Here is a 15394-nt window from a genome sequence, read left to right as displayed (position 1 = left end):
AGTGATCGTCATCACGTTTTTGCCGGCGGCGATCCGCTGAGATAGGCACCTGTCTTATCTGAATGACACTGCCGGGGACGTTATGAACAACTTATTTTCACTGGATAATAAAAAAGTACTGATTACCGGCGCTTCTCGGGGCATTGGTTTTCTGCTGGCGCGTGGGCTGGCGGAGTACGGCGCTCACATATTGGTCAATGCGACCACCGAAGAAAACGCCCAGCGAGCCGTTGAAGCACTGCGCCGTGAGGGCTTCCGCGCCGATGCCGCGGCCTTTGATGTCACTAACTCCCAGGCCATTCATGCCGCTATTGAGAAAATTGAGGCGCAAAGCGGTGGGATCGATGTGTTGATTAACAACGCGGGCATACAGCGTCGCCACCCGTTTACCGAATTCCCGGAAAAAGACTGGGACGACATTATTGCCGTCAACCAGAAGGCGGTATTTATGGTGTCACAAGCCGTAGCCCGCCATATGGTGCAGCGTCAAAGCGGTAAAATCATCAATATCGGCTCGATGCAGAGCGAACTGGGCCGCGACACCATCACCCCCTATGCCGCTTCCAAAGGGGCGGTGAAAATGCTCACGCGCGGCATGTGCGTAGAGCTGGCGCGCTACAACATTCAGGTCAATGGTATTGCCCCGGGCTACTTCAAAACCGAAATGACTCAGGCACTGGCGGACAACCAAGAGTTTACCGCCTGGCTGACCAAGCGTACCCCGGCTGCCCGTTGGGGCGATCCGCAGGAGTTGATTGGCGCGGCGGTGTTCCTGTCGTCCAAAGCCTCTGATTTTGTCAATGGTCACCTGCTGTTTGTCGATGGCGGAATGTCGGCCGCGGTATAGCCGCCTGCTTATGAGAATATGATGATGAAAATTCAAACCCAATCCTGCGTGGTCAACGGCAAATATGACGTGGCGGTAGTGGAGCAGGAGGTTGAGTACCAGGGCCACGGCACGCTGGTGAAAATCACCCGTGGTGGCATCTGCGGATCAGACCTGCATTATTATCAGGAGGGTAAAGTCGGCAGTTTTCAGGTGCGTCAGCCGATGGTGCTGGGCCATGAGGTGATCGGCGAAGTGGTCGCTAGCGACACGGCTCGTCTGCCCGTGGGCCAGAAAGTGGCGTTAAACCCCAGCAAGCCCTGCGGGCAGTGTAAGTATTGCCTGGCGGATCAACAAAACCAATGTACTCAAATGCGCTTTTTCGGCAGCGCGATGTACTTCCCACATGTTGACGGCGCTTTTACCCAGTACAAGGTGGTTGATAGCGCGCAATGCATTGCGTTCGACGCCAACTGCGACGAGAAGGTGATGGTTTTTGCCGAGCCGCTGGCGGTGGCGATACATGCCGCCAGCCAGCCCGGTGAAGTGAAAGGGAAAAAGGTATTTGTGTCCGGCGTCGGCCCGATAGGCTGCCTGCTGGTGGCGGCGCTGAAGGCGTTGGGCGCCGACGAAATTGTCTGCGCCGATCTCAGCCCGCGTTGTCTGGATATCGCCGGAGAGATGGGGGCATCCCGCTGTCTGCACGCCGGCAATGACGATTTCAGCAGCTATCAGCAGGAAAAAGGGTACTTTGATATCGCTTTTGAAGTCTCCGGCCATCCACTGTCGTTGCAGCGTTGTCTGGAGGTCACCCGCGCCAAGGGGACGGTGGTGCAAGTCGGTATGGGAAGCAGCTTCCCGGATTTCCCGCTGATGCTGTTGATCGCCAAAGAGCTGAATCTGCTGGGATCCTTCCGGTTTGTTGAAGAGTTCGCCCTGGCGGTGACGTGGTTGGCCGAGGGGACAGTCAATCCGCTGCCGCTGCTGTCCGCCGAGTTCGACAATCGTCAACTGGCTGAGGCGCTGACGTTTGCCGGCGACAAGAGCCGGGCCGCCAAAGTCCAACTGGTGTTCTGATTTTAGCCATCAGTCTGATGGCGGGGATCGGCGATCCTTGTCTATAGTTAAGGGCCGTTTCATTTTTTAAACACGGAGAACTTACCATGGCGAGAAATACGGATGCGGATCAAACCACGCTCGATGACGATCTGAGAATGCTGAGCGACACGCTGGAAGAAGTGTTGAAGTACTCCGGCGATCGGGCCGATCAGGCCTATATCGATATCAAAGCTCATGCCGAAGAGGCATTGAGTGAGGTCAAGTCGCGGTTGGCTGACACCACCGAGTCCTACTATGCGCGCGCCAAGGACGCCGTTTGCCGAACCGACGGATACGTGCGTGAAAACCCCTGGTGCAGCGTAGGGATCGGTGCCACGGTTGGCCTGGTACTGGGCTTGTTGCTGGCGCGTAAATAACGGCCTGTATACCCGTCATACTTCAAGCTGCTTGGGTGTTGGCTGCCTTCACTCACCCCAGTCTCTTACTTGAGTAAGCTCCTGGGGCTTTGCTCAGTTGCCGCCTACAAGCAACTCGAATTATTTTTGGTATAGACGTTGGGCGCGGCACCCGCCGCGCCCCGATATTTACTGCCCCAATGTCACTTCCACCTGATGGATTTTGCCATCGTCTACCAGCGTTATCACAGCTTCCGACTGTTTTTCACCGTCGACGCTGACCTGCGCCGCGCCTTGCCCCTGACGAACAACCAACCGATATTCGCTGCTACCCTCCCGGTAGTTAAGCGTCACCTGTGGCCAGTCCGCCGGCAGGCGGGTATTGACGCTCAGCCGATCGCCATGGCGTTTCAGACCCAGCAGTGACTCGAGGATCAGCCGATACATCCAACCGGCAGAGCCGGTATACCAGCTCCAGCCGCCGCGACCGACGTGCGGCGCCACCGCGTAAATATCGGCGGTAACCACATACGGCTCGACCTTGTAGCGTTCCGCCGCGGTACTGTCCAGGCTGTGGTTGATCGGGTTGATCAGCGCCATCAGTTCCCAGGCGCGCTCGATATTGCCCATTTCGGCGAAGGCCATCACCGCCCACACCGCGCCATGGGTATATTGTCCGCCGTTTTCCCGCACGCCAGGCAGATAGCCGCGGATATAGCCCGGATTCGGGCCGTTGCCGTCAAAAGGCGGCGTCAGCAGTTTGATCAGGCCGGCCTGGTTGTCGACCAGGTGTTTATCCAGCGACTGCATGGCTTGCAGGCTGCGTGGCGCATCACCGGCACCGGACAGTACTGACCAACTTTGGGCAATGGCGTCGATACGGCACTCCGCCGACTGATGAGAGCCCAGTGGTTCCCCGCTGTCGAAATAGCCCCGACGGTACCATTCGCCGTCCCAGGCATGGTCACGCAGATTATTGCGCAGCGTCTCGGCCTGTTGGCGGCACAGCGTCGCCAGTTCGTCGTCATGACGCGTGGTTGCCAACTTGCCGTAACGCTGCAGGATATGGAACAGGAAGAAGCCAAGCCAGACGCTCTCGCCACGCCCCTCCAGGCCCACCATATTCATGCCGTCGTTCCAGTCACCGGCTCCCATCAGCGGCAGACCGTGTTCGCCGAAGTTCAATCCGTGTTTTAACGCCCGGACGCCATGCTGGTACAAGGTTTCTTGCGTTGCACTCTGCGCCGGTTGTTCATAGGAAGACTCCTCGCCGGGTGCCAGTTTGCGCGCCTCCAGATAGCCCACCTGTTCATCCAGGATGCTCTGATCGTCGGTGGCGTCCAGATAGTGGCAAATGGCCAGCGGCAACCACAAATAATCATCCGAACAGCGGGTGCGCACGCCGTTGCCCTGCGGCGGATGCCACCAGTGTTGCACGTCGCCTTCGACGAACTGGCGCGAAGCGCACAGCAGGATCTGTTCCCGCAGCCGTTCCGGGGCGGCATGAGTCAGTGCCAAAGTATCCTGCAGTTGATCGCGGAAGCCAAAGGCACCGCCGGATTGGTAGTAACCGCTGCGCGCCTGAATACGGCAGGCAAGGGTCTGGTACAGCAGCCAGCCATTGGCCAGTAAATCGACGGCCGGTTGCGGCGTCCCTATCTGCACTTTGTTGAGAATACCGTCCCAGTGCGCAGCCACCTGTTGCAACTCATCCTGCAGGTTGTCCTCCTGGAGGTATTTGTGCAGCAGCGCTTCGGCTTCTTCGGCGTTTTGCCCCAACCCGAGGGCGAACACAAAGCTGCGTTGATCGCCGTCGATCAGGCTGATGGCCGACTGCACCGCGCCGCACGGATCCATACCAGCCCCGACTTTGTCAGACAGGCGCCGCAGTTTTAGCACCGCCGGATTGGCCAGCGAACCATTACGACCGATAAATTCACGCCGGTCGCCAGTGAGCGAACAATGCGCCCCCGAGACGCCGAAGAACGCGGTGCGATCCGAGCCGTTGCCCCCATAGTGGTTGGTCGCCAGGATACCGCAGCCGTTTTCAGACGAAGCCGCCTGGGTGACGATATGCATGGCCGACTTTTGCCGCAGATCGCCGAGGATAAACTCCACATAACCGGTAGCCGAGAGCTTGCGGGTGCGTCCTGAGGTGTTGGTCAGCGTCAGCAGGAACAGTTTTACCGGGGCATCTTTGGCCACCAGCAGGGTGAACTGGCTGTCGATGCCGCTTTCGCGGTGATCGAAAACGCTGTAGCCGAAACCGTGACGGGTCAGGTAATGGCCTCGGCCCCGGGCAGGCAGCGGGGTTGGCGACCAGAAATGGCCGCTCTCTTCGTCGCGCAGGTAGAAAGCTTCGCCGCTGCGGTCACAGATGGGATCGTTGTCCCAAGGCGTGAGACGGTATTCGTGGGCGTTTTCGTACCAGGTGTAGGCCTGGCCGCTTTCCGAAACCACCGAGCCGAACATCGGGTTGGCCATCACGTTCGACCAGGGCGCCGGGGTGATCTTGCTTTCGTTCATCGCAATCACATATTCGCGGCCATTCTCCGAGAAGCCGCCGAGGCCGTTATAGAACTGCAGCGCGGCAATGTCGGGCAACTGCGGCGAATGCAGGTTGCGCGGCAAATTATCCACCGTCGCCAGTTTCGACGAGGCGGTCACCGGCGACAGCGGTTGCTGCAGGATCTGTGGCAACTGCAGGCGCTGGTTGAGCTGCTCGGTTAAACCGCCGCGTCGATCGTCGAGGTAAATACGCGCGACGCTGAGCAGCAGACGATGATCTTCCGGTGACATATGTTCGCTGGTGCGTACGAAGATGCCGCCCGGCTTATCGGTTTGGGTCGATTCCATGCCGGCGGCGATCAGGCCCATGATCTGGTTTTGCAGATCCTGACGGTAGCCGCCGATATCTTCGTTGAGGATCACCAGATCCACCTGCAACCCTTTCAGACGCCAGTAGTTGTGCGCCTGGATCAGTTGCCGAACCAGCTCGATGTTTTCGCCGTCGGTCACGGTCAACAGCACAATCGGCAGATCGCCGGAGATTGAATATCCCCACAGACCAGACTGACCACGGCGGTTGTTAATGATTTCGCTGCTGGCGGCGCGCATTTCCTGCGCCGGGAAGACCACCGCGCTGGCCAGACGATTGAACAGGTTGGCGTCATCCTCATTGGCGTTCAGTTGACGCAGTACCACCTGGCTGTGCGACCAGGCCAGTTCAAACACCCGGTCTGCCAAATGGCGATCGCGGTATTTTTCCAGCATCGCCAGGCTGCTGGCGCGGTCTTCACTGACGCCATAGAAGATATCCAGTGTGAGCGGTACATTTGGTTCCAGCACCACGCGCTGACGGATAGCGATGATCGGATCAATGACCGGTCCGGCGCTGTTGCTTAGCGGGGTATTTTGATACAGCGCCTGCGGATTGGCCGGGGTGCGGCCGCGGCCGATAAATTTGGCGCGATCGGTTTCGAACGACGTCTGGCTGGTGCGGCCTTGCACCGTCATCATGTGCAGTAACCACGGGCATTTTTCTTTCGGTTCGCGCGGGCGGCGGTGGCACAAAATGGCGTCTTGATCCGGCAACAGTTCGGTTTGTACGAACAGGTTGCTGAACGCCGGGTGGGCCAGATCATTGCCGGCCGGTGCCAGCACCACTTCTGCATAGCTGGTGATTTCGATGGTGCGCGGTTGCTTGCTGCGGTTGACCAACGTCACGCGGCGCAGCTCAATATCATCTTCCGGCGATACCACCACCTGCGTTTTCACCGACAGCGACCCCTGCTGACGCTGGAACTCGGCCCCGGCGTCGTTGAACACGGCGCTGTACCCCTTGGCGGCACCACCGATCGGCTGCCAGGTATTGCTCCAGACCTCACCGGTTTGCGGGTCGCGCAGGTAACAGAAAGCGCCCCAGTTATCGCAGGTGGCGTCTTCGCGCCAGCGGGTCAAGGCCAGATTCTGCCAGCGGCTGTAGCTGCCGCCGGCCTGGGTGAGCATCAGGTGATAGTTGGCGTTGGACAGCAACTGCACTTCGGGGATCGGGGAGTCCACACGGTTGAACTCGCGTGCGGCGAAGCTGGCCGGGGTGATAGTCCCCTCGTGGGTTTCGAAATGGCGACGGGTGCTGTACAGCTCGACCGCATCCGGCACCCGTTCCTGCAGCAACAGCCGCGCTGACTGGAACGCCGGATACTCAGCGAAGCGCGCTACCATAGGCGCATCCAGCAACAGATGCGACAGGGCAAGGAAGCTCATGCCCTGGTGGTGCGCCATATAGGAACGGATGATGACATACAGTTGCCCCCGGCTTAGGCGAGCGGTGGTGTAATCCAGCGCTTCATAGAAACCGTAGCGGCCTTTGGCCCCATTTTTCTCCAACGTAACCAGGTTATTGCAAGCAGCGTCCGGATCGACAATCAGCGCCATCACCGTGGCGTAAGGCGCCACCACCATATCGTCACCCAGCCCGCGTCTCAGGCCCAGACCCGGAACGCCAAAGGCGTGATACTGGTAGTTTTGGTCGGCGTCGAAACCGAAGTAACCGGATTCGGAAATGCCCCAGGGAACGCCGCGTTCCTTACCCCAGGCAATCTGCCGCTCCACCGCCGCATGGCACATCTGCACCAGCAGTGAATCAGGGTAGGCAGGCATCACCAACTGTGGCATCAGGTACTCAAACATCGACCCACTCCACGACATCAGCGCGGGTTCGTGGTCGATCACGGTGAACAGGCGGCCAAGTGCAAACCAGCTGCGCTGCGGCACCTGATTGGTGGCGATGGCGACGTAGTTGGTTAAACGAATCTCGGAGGCCAGCAGGTCGTATTTACTGCTGTCCATCTTGTTTTGATCGCAGTTAAAGCCAACGGTCAGCAAATGGGTTGATTCGTCATACAGGAAGTTGAAATCCATTTGCGCCATTTTTTCCAACCGCTGCTGCAGGCTTTGCAACTGCGTCAGACGTTCCTGCGCCAGCGCACCCGCCGCGCTCAGCTGATTTTGCTGTTCCGGCGACAGCGTCAACTGGCCAGGCGGGTTAGCCAGCCAGTGTAGGCTGGGCACCTGCTCCAGTTCGGGCATGCCGTCACTCAGCCAGCCGAACCACTGCGCCCATTCGGCACACAGTTCGTTAAGCTGCTGGTGCAAGGCTCCGGCCCAGCGTTTGGTTTCCTCATCATGATTTAGCGCCGGTTCCTGCAGCCCGTTGCTGTAGTTGCGCATGGCATTCAGTTCCGCCAGCAGGGCTGCCGGATGGCTGTGGTGGGCCTGCTCCCAATGGTTGCGCAGCTTCGACAGGTTTTTCGGTGCGGCGTCGCCCCAGTGCTGTTCCAGCAGTTGCAGGCTGTCACCAAGACCGGTCAGCACCCGCAGCGGATCTATGGCCGGCTGGTGGGCCAGTGCCGGCAAGCCGGCGCTGAGTGTCAGCAGGTGACCGGCCAGGTTACCGCTGTCGACGCTGGAGATATAACGCGGGTTCAGCGGCTCCAGGGTGCGGGTGTCGTACCAGTTGTACAAATGGCCACGATAGTGTTCCAGCCGATCCAGAGTGTTGAGCGTCAGTTCGATGCGCCGCAGCGCGTCGCTGAGCGTCAGATAGCCGAAGTCATAGGCGGTGAGGTTGGCCAATAACGACAGCCCGATATTGGTCGGTGAGGTACGGTGCGCCACCACCGGCTCCGGTATTTCCTGGTAGTTATCCGGCGGCAGCCAGTTTTCCTGCTGGTTGACGAAGGTATTGAAGAAGTCCCAGGTTTGGCGGCTGGTGTGGCGCAGAAAGCGCCGTTGTTCATCGTTGATGGCGGTTTTGCTGCGCTGTGGCTCCTGGCTGAGGTAGTACAGCAGGAACGGCGACAGGATCCACAGAGTGGCGAACGGCAATGTGATAAACAGCGCCATTGGATTATGCAGAAAACTGAACAACAGCAGTGCGGCACCGGCGACCGGGTTGATCCACATCGCGCGATAGAAGTTTTCCAGCGTGACCTGCTGGCGTGCCTTGGATTGATCGTAGCTGGTCCACTCTTGCAGATTGCGCTTGCTAATCAACAGCCGCCACAGGGTCACGGCAATCGCTTTCAGGCTGTACAGCGCTTCATGCGGCAAGGTCGCCAGCCGCAGTCCGATTTGTGCCAGGCGATGCAGCGAACCGTTTAACGCCAACAGCAGATGTTGCAAGACGGGCCTGCGCGGCGGTTTACGCAGGATGTCCTGCACCAACGCCAACAGGGTCGGTAGCAGCAGGATAAGGGCGAACACCCCGAGCCAGTAACGGGTGTTTGGCAGCCAGACAAAACCGCAAAACAGTAACAGCAACAGACTGGGGGCAGCCAGGCTGCGGCGCAGGTTATCGAACAACTTCCAGCGCGACAGGGTGCTCAGCGGATTGGCGGTGCGGGTACCGTCCTCGGTTTTCACCCGTGGCAGAAGCCAGTTGAGCAATTGCCAGTCGCCGCGGATCCAGCGCGTGCGGCGCGCGACGTCCACCAGATAATTGCTGGGATATTGCTCGTACAGCAGCACGTCGCTCAGCAGGCCGGAGCGGGCGTAACAGCCCTCCAGCAGATCGTGGCTCAGTACCAGGTTCGCCGGGCAGGTGCCTTTCAGGCTGTGGGAGAACACGTCCACGTCGTAAATGCCTTTGCCGATAAACGAGCCTTCGCCAAACAGATCCTGATAGATATCCGAGGCCATCAGCGTATAGGGGTCATTACCCGGCGTGCTGCTGCACAGGGCGGCATAACGGCCCTGGCCGTAGCTGGGGATTTCTTCGGCCATGCGTGGTTGCAGGATGGCATAACCTTCAACCACCCGTTGCTGGCGCGCATCGTATTGAGGTTGATTGAGCGGGTGCGCCATCGCGGCGATCAACTGATGGGCGCTTTCGCGCGGCAGGACGGTATCGCTGTCGAGCGTAATGACATATTTGACGTTTTTCAGCACCTCCAGCCCATCGCCAATCTGCGTGCAGAAGGCGTTACCTCGGTTGCGCAGCCAGTCGTTCAGCGCATTCAGTTTGCCGCGTTTTCGTTCCAACCCCATCCATACTCCCTGTTTTTCATTCCATTCGCGGTCGCGGTGAAACAGGAAAAAGTGGCTGGGCCCTTCGCAGGGATAGCGTCCGTTCAATGCTTCCATCTGCCGGCAGGCGTAATCCAGCAAGGCTGCGTCGTCCGCATGCCGTTGTTGGGGCGCATCGTTGAAGTCGGTGAGCAGGGCAAAGTGCAAATGTTTCATCGCGTTGCCCAGATAACAAACCTCAAGCGCATTGATCAGTTTATCGACGCCGCTTTTGCTGTCGATTAACGTCGGGATCGCCACCAGGGTGCGGAATTCAGCGGGAATACCGCAGGAGAAATCCAACCGCGGCAAGGGTTGCGGCGTGCGGCTGCGGGTAGTGACCTCGCTGAGTAAATTGAGCACGAACTGACTGACCACGATAGCCATGGGGAAGAACAGCAGTACCAGTCCCCAACTGATGCCGGTGCTGTAAGCGTGACGCAGCAGTTCCGCGCAGATGGCGGTAGTGATCAGGCTCAGGCTGCCGAGCCAGGAAAGCAGCGGCGCCTGACTGAGCGCATGGCGCAATTGGGTAATGCGTCCGAGTTTTACCTCTAATTGCTGTTCCAGCTCGGGGCGACCATCGTCAACCAGGTAGTAACCGATGTGATTGCGGCGTGGATCGCTCGACGGGTCTTCAGCCGCTACGCGCGCCATATTAAGCACGTGTTGAGCGACCTGCACTTCATTGTGCGGACAGTGGCGCGCCAGCATTTCGATCACGTGGCGGTAGTTGTCGCGGGTTGTGAAATGCATCAAAGGGTAAACCCCGGCGGGATCTTCACGCAGGGTCTGTTCGACCTGGCTCATGGTTTCGACAAATTCTGCCCAATCCATTTCGCTTAGCTGGCGCAGGCCGGAGATGCTATTGCTGACCGACAGCTGGCTGACGGCCAGTTGCTGGTTAAAGCGGTGGATCAATTCATCTGAGGTCAGGCTGACTTCCGCCAGACGCTGCTCTACCCAGGTGAGTGGTAGCGCCAGCATGGTACCGTGCCCCTGCAGACGGCGCACCAGCTCGGCAACAAAGGCGCTGGTGCGTGGGGGATTGGATCGCGCCATATCGGCGATCACCACGATCAGGTTGGCGGGATCGTTTTCCGCCGACTCCAGCATTTTCGTCACCCAGCTGTCGGCCAGATTGCGTTCCTGCTGGGCCTGCGCGACTTCCACGCTGACGCGGCGCAGGTTTTCGATCAACGCCAGGCGCAGCATGCCGGGCAGCGCCCAGAGTTCGCCGAGCGTCAGATTGACTTCTTTTTGATAGGCGGCGATATACCGCGTGAGGCTTTCGGCGTCCCAGTGGCCGTCACCGTGCGCGATGGCTTCGGCAGCCACGTCATAGATCCGCGGACAGTTATGCGGCGGCGCCAGCTGCGGCAGACCGCGACCGAAGGTTTTCGGCAAGTGGTGGCGCACAACGCGGATTTGTTCTTCAATCAGATAGTAATTGTCCAGCAGCCATTCGCCGGCGGGAGTCATGCTGGCTTTCTTGCCGTTGCTGAGCTGGTGGCAGCTTTCCGCCAAAATGCGTTCGTTGTCGTCCAGACGCTTCAGCAGGTAGTAGGGCGTTTTGCGCGTTGCCAGCTTATGGGAACGCGCCAGGCGTTGCCCGTAACGCTCCATTTGATCGACAGAAAACAGTTCTGCCTTAATGGCACCGCCGCTGTTGTCAGGAGCGTCTTTTTGACGCCGCAGCGGCAATGATTTAATTTTCGAATTTTTACGTTGTTTTTTTAACCAATTGATTAGTATTTCTTTCACACAAAAGCTCCTTACATCTGACCCAAAGGACAGCCGGTGAAACCGCTGGGAGAGCGTGAACATCCTGTTTTTAGCGCCAGTAAGATCTGGCGTGGGTTCACAGCAGGCAGGAACATGCTTTCTCAGTATAGTCGTACAATGCATTCTTGGCCGCTTTTTGAGCTGATTGTTTAATTTTAATAAACAATTTGCGGGCCCTGCCGTTGGCGTTATGACGCTATTTTTCCGCCGTTGATCCTTGATTTACCGTATAATTCCCTACATTAAGTTTGGTTATTGAGGTGGCCGTGGAACAACTTTCGGCATTGCTGCGGCGATTACGCCGGCAGTTTGAACAACATTTTCCCGTGGCGGGCGGCTTCCGCCAGCTTGCACTTCCCGTTCCCGCGCCGCTGACCACCCCCTTGCTGGCATGGTTAGCGGCACAGCCGACATTCCCTCAGTTTTACTGGCATCATCGCGACGGGCATGAAGAGGCCGCGGCCTGCGGTGCACTGCGCCTGTTTACCCAACCGGAACAAGCACAGGCATTTCTCAAGGCGCATGAAGGTGCGCGGGTGTGGGGGCTGAACGCCTTCGATGGCACGGCGCATTTATTTTTGCCACGTCTGGAAATTTTGACCCGCGAGGGCGAAACACAATTAATGCTGAATCTGTTTTCTGAAAGTTCGCTACGCGACGATGCGATCGTCGCCGAGTGCTGGCTGGAAAATAGCGTGGCTGCACGGCCTATGACGCCATTAAAGGCGAAAGTGAGAAAGGTGCAGCATCAACCGGAACGTGCCGGGTGGGAAACCATGTTGCACGAAGCGCTGAAGGCGATAGATCGGCAACAGATGGAGAAGGTGGTGTTGGCGCGCAGTACGCTACTGACGCTGGATGGCCCGCTGTTTGCGCCGGCGATGATGGAAGCCAGCCGCAGAGTGAACCACCGATGTTACCACTATATGCTGCGATTTGATGCAGATTCCGCCTTTCTCGGTTCCAGCCCGGAAAGGCTGTATCTACGCAAGGGGCGTCAACTGCTGACGGAAGCTCTGGCGGGCACCGTGGCTAATCACCCCGAACACCAACAGGCTCAGGCCCTGGCGCAATGGCTGCTGCAGGATGGCAAGAACCGGCGTGAAAATCTGCTGGTGGTGGACGACATCTGCCAGCGCCTGCAAGGGGGAGCTAATGCCGTGGATGTGTTACCGCCGGAAGTGGTGCGTTTGCGTAAGGTGCAGCACCTGCGGCGCCGTATTGAAGGCCAGTTGAAACGTGAGGACGATGCCGATTGCTTGCATCGGTTACAGCCTACGGCGGCGGTCGCCGGCTTGCCGCGTCAGGCAGCACGCGAATTTATCCTGCAGCATGAACCCTTCTCCCGCGGCTGGTACGCCGGTTCTGCCGGCTATTTGTCCGCGTCCCGCAGCGAGTTTTGCGTATCACTACGCTGCGCGCAGTTAGACGGCGACCGATTACGGCTGTACGCCGGAGCCGGTATCGTGAGCGGTTCCGACGCCGCCGAAGAGTGGCTGGAGATCGAAAACAAGGCTGCCGGGTTGCTGACGTTGTTACAGCCAGACGCTTTGCCCTGAATTTCCCTGCTTGGGTTACGGATTTATTGAGAGAACCGCGCGGTGAGTGTAAACTGCGTGTGATTTTTATGTTTATTTTTTGTTCTAAATCAATTAATTGTCTACCATAAAGTCACCGGGATGTACGGCGTTTTTGCGCTGGCGCAAAAGTCGTAAAGATAACTACTCATATAATGCAGAACATCATTTTGGCATGCCGCCGATCGGCGGGTGCCAGAGGCAGATTCTGTTAACCGACTTGTGAGCGAACTATGTCGACAAGTGTTTTTAATCGCCGGTGGGCGGCGTTGCTGTTGGAAGCGCTGGCTCGCCATGGAGTGCGGCATGTTTGTATCGCTCCGGGATCGCGCTCTACGCCTTTGACGCTGGCTGCGGCGGCCAACAAGTCTTTTATCTGCCATACCCATTTTGACGAGCGCGGGCTGGGCCATTTGGCGCTTGGCCTGGCGAAGGCGTCACGGGAGCCGGTGGCGGTCATCGTCACTTCCGGCACTGCGGCCGCCAACCTGTACCCTTCCTTGATCGAAGCCGGGCTGACCGGCGAACGGCTGGTGTTTCTCACGGCCGATCGTCCACCTGAGCTGATCAACTGCGGTGCCAATCAGGCCATCCGCCAAAACGGCCTGTATGCCAGCCATCCATCTTTGAGTCTCGATCTGCCGCGCCCGACGCCGGATATTTCCGCCAGTTGGCTGGTTTCCACCCTCGACAGCGCCATGGCACGTTTGCATCACGGCGCGCTGCATATTAACTGCCCCTTTGCCGAACCGCTGTACGGCGGCGATGAGCAGCAGTACGACGATTGGTCCGCGACGCTTGGCGACTGGTGGCAAGGCAGCCAGCCCTGGCTGCGCGAAATGGATCCGCACGTGGTGCTCAAACAGCCAGACTGGTTCTTCTGGCGGCAAAAACGGGGCGTGGTAGTGGCAGGCCGCATGAGTGCGGAGGAGGGTGAGCAGGTGGCGCAATGGGCCGCCATGCTCGGCTGGCCATTGATAGGCGACGTTTTGTCTCAGACCGGGCAACCGCTGCCCTGTGCCGATTTATGGTTGGCTCAGCCGCAGGCGCAAAAACGGCTGGCGGATGCGCAACTGGTGGTGCAGTTCGGCAGCAGCCTGACCGGTAAACGCCTGCTGCAGTGGCAGGAGCAGTGCCAGCCGCAGGAATATTGGTTGATCGACGATTTACCGGGGCGACTCGACCCGGCGCACCACCGGGGGCGGCGCATTCGTTCCAGCGTGGCGCAGTGGCTTGAGTTGCATCCGGCCCAGCCTCGCACCCCTTGGGCGGATGAACTGACGCAGCTGGCGGATAACGCGCTGGACGCAGTCTCGGGCCACCTGGTCAACCGCTTTGGCGAGGCGCAGTTGGCGCACCGCCTGCCGGAGCTGCTACCGGAAAACGGCCAGCTGTTTCTGGGCAACAGCCTGATCGTACGCTTGATTGATGCCTTGACCCGCTTGCCGGCGGGTTATCCGGTGTTCAGCAATCGCGGTGCCAGCGGCATCGACGGCCTGATCTCTACCGCCGCAGGCGTGCAGCGGGCCACCGCCAAACCAACGCTGGCGGTGGTGGGAGATCTTTCCGCCCTGTATGACCTGAACGCGCTGGCGCTGCTGCGTCAATGCTCTGCGCCAACGGTGCTGATCGTGGTCAATAATAATGGCGGCCAGATTTTTTCATTGCTGCCAACGCCGGAAGAAGACCGGCAGCGCTTCTACTGCATGCCGCAGGACGTGGAGTTCAGCCATGCCGCAGCGATGTTCCAACTCGCTTACGCCCGCCCGGAAAACTGGGGACAGTTGCTGCAGGCGGTGGAACAGGGGTGGCGCCACAGCGGTGCCACGCTGATTGAGCTGCAGGTGCCGCCGAGCGATGGTGCACAGACGTTGCAGCATCTGGTGCAACAGATGGCGGAGCAATAATGCTGGCGACAAAAGTCTTGCAACAGGGCGAAGCCGATCGGCCCTGGTTAATCTGGCTGCATGGCCTGTTGGGCAACAACAATGAATGGCGGGTGATCGCTTCCCGCTGCCCGGAGTGGCCGTCGCTGGCGATCGACCTGCCGGGCCACGGCGATTCCGTTGCGGTGACCTGCAGCAGCTTTGACGATATCAGCGCGCAAATCAGCAGCACCTTGCAGATGCACGGCATCGAACGCTATTGGCTGGTGGGCTATTCATTGGGTGGGCGCATAGCCATGTACCACGCCTGCTGCGGCGACACCACCGGCCTGCAAGGGGTAATTATTGAAGGCGGAAATCCCGGACTGGCCGATCCGGCCCTGCGTGCTCAACGTCTGACGCACGATGCGGCCTGGGCGGAACGTTTCCGCCACGAACCCATTGAACAGGTGCTGGCGGACTGGTACCAGCAGCCGGTCTTCGCCAATCTCAGCGCGGTGCACCGCGATGCGCTGATCGGTGCCCGCAAGGACAATTCCGGCGCGGCAGTGGCGGACATGCTGGAAGCCACTTCGCTGGGCAAGCAGCCCTGTCTGGTGCCGCAATTGCAACAGCTGGCGATACCGCTGGTGGTGTTGTGCGGTGCCGACGATCACAAATTTCAGCAGTTGGCGCGTGACGCCGGGTTGCCGTTACGCATCGTGCCGCAGGCCGGGCATAACTCGCACCTGGCCAACCCGCAGGATTTCGTCGCCGAACTGCGCAATTTTCTCGTTAACCCTGGTTAAAGGAACAGAA

At 59.0% G+C, this 15394-nt stretch carries 7 protein-coding genes; 6 read left to right on the top strand and 1 reads right to left on the bottom strand.

Annotated features, from left to right (window positions below):
• Positions 1-82: 82 nt before the first annotated feature.
• The 3 genes from idnO to elaB all read left to right on the top strand — a co-directional run bounded on the left by idnO (position 83) and on the right by elaB (position 2301).
• Positions 83-847, top strand: a complete 765-nt coding sequence (gene idnO / locus M2407_RS10490; RefSeq protein ID WP_020827829.1) for a gluconate 5-dehydrogenase — start codon at positions 83-85, stop codon at positions 845-847.
• A 24-nt stretch (positions 848-871) separates the two neighbouring features.
• Positions 872-1903 carry an L-idonate 5-dehydrogenase gene (idnD, locus tag M2407_RS10485; protein ID WP_217331698.1) on the top strand — a complete coding sequence of 344 codons (1032 nt, stop codon included), beginning with the start codon at positions 872-874 and terminating at the stop codon, positions 1901-1903.
• An 86-nt stretch (positions 1904-1989) separates the two neighbouring features.
• A complete protein-coding gene (gene elaB, locus M2407_RS10480; RefSeq protein ID WP_020827827.1) occupies positions 1990-2301 on the top strand; it encodes a stress response protein ElaB in 312 nt (103 codons plus the stop codon).
• A 168-nt stretch (positions 2302-2469) separates the two neighbouring features.
• On the opposite strand, the gene M2407_RS10475 is transcribed toward elaB, so the two are convergent.
• Positions 2470-11112, bottom strand: a complete 8643-nt coding sequence (locus tag M2407_RS10475) for a GH36-type glycosyl hydrolase domain-containing protein (RefSeq protein WP_259217948.1) — start codon at positions 11110-11112, stop codon at positions 2470-2472.
• Positions 11113-11399: 287 nt separating this feature from the next.
• On the opposite strand from M2407_RS10475, the gene menF reads away from it, so the two are divergent.
• The 3 genes from menF (at position 11400) to menH (ending at position 15384) form a co-directional block, all read left to right on the top strand.
• Complete coding sequence (gene menF, locus M2407_RS10470) at positions 11400-12692, top strand: isochorismate synthase MenF (RefSeq protein ID WP_128864609.1); 1293 nt, start codon at positions 11400-11402, stop codon at positions 12690-12692.
• A gap of 251 nt (positions 12693-12943) precedes the next feature.
• Complete coding sequence (gene menD, locus M2407_RS10465; RefSeq protein ID WP_115058422.1) at positions 12944-14617, top strand: 2-succinyl-5-enolpyruvyl-6-hydroxy-3-cyclohexene-1-carboxylic-acid synthase; 1674 nt, start codon at positions 12944-12946, stop codon at positions 14615-14617.
• Positions 14617-15384: a 2-succinyl-6-hydroxy-2,4-cyclohexadiene-1-carboxylate synthase gene (gene menH, locus M2407_RS10460; RefSeq protein WP_259217945.1), complete on the top strand. Its 768-nt coding sequence runs from the start codon at positions 14617-14619 to the stop codon at positions 15382-15384. The genes menD and menH overlap by 1 nt, the downstream gene beginning before the upstream one ends.
• The last annotated feature ends 10 nt before the right edge of the window (positions 15385-15394 follow it).

Source organism: Serratia sp. BIGb0234 (genome assembly GCF_024809915.1).
Classification (GTDB): Bacteria; Pseudomonadota; Gammaproteobacteria; order Enterobacterales; family Enterobacteriaceae; genus Serratia; species Serratia liquefaciens.
This window is presented reverse-complemented; position numbering and strand designations above follow the sequence as displayed.

Bases quoted from the DNA above. Each gene is read 5' to 3' on its own strand.
- idnO (WP_020827829.1), top strand. From the start codon at position 83: ATGAACAACTTATTTTCACTGGATAATAAAAAAGTACTGATTACCGGC.
- idnD (WP_217331698.1), top strand. From the start codon at position 872: ATGAAAATTCAAACCCAATCCTGCGTGGTCAACGGCAAATATGACGTG.
- elaB (WP_020827827.1), top strand. From the start codon at position 1,990: ATGGCGAGAAATACGGATGCGGATCAAACCACGCTCGATGACGATCTG.
- menD (WP_115058422.1), top strand. From the start codon at position 12,944: ATGTCGACAAGTGTTTTTAATCGCCGGTGGGCGGCGTTGCTGTTGGAA.
- menH (WP_259217945.1), top strand. From the start codon at position 14,617: ATGCTGGCGACAAAAGTCTTGCAACAGGGCGAAGCCGATCGGCCCTGG.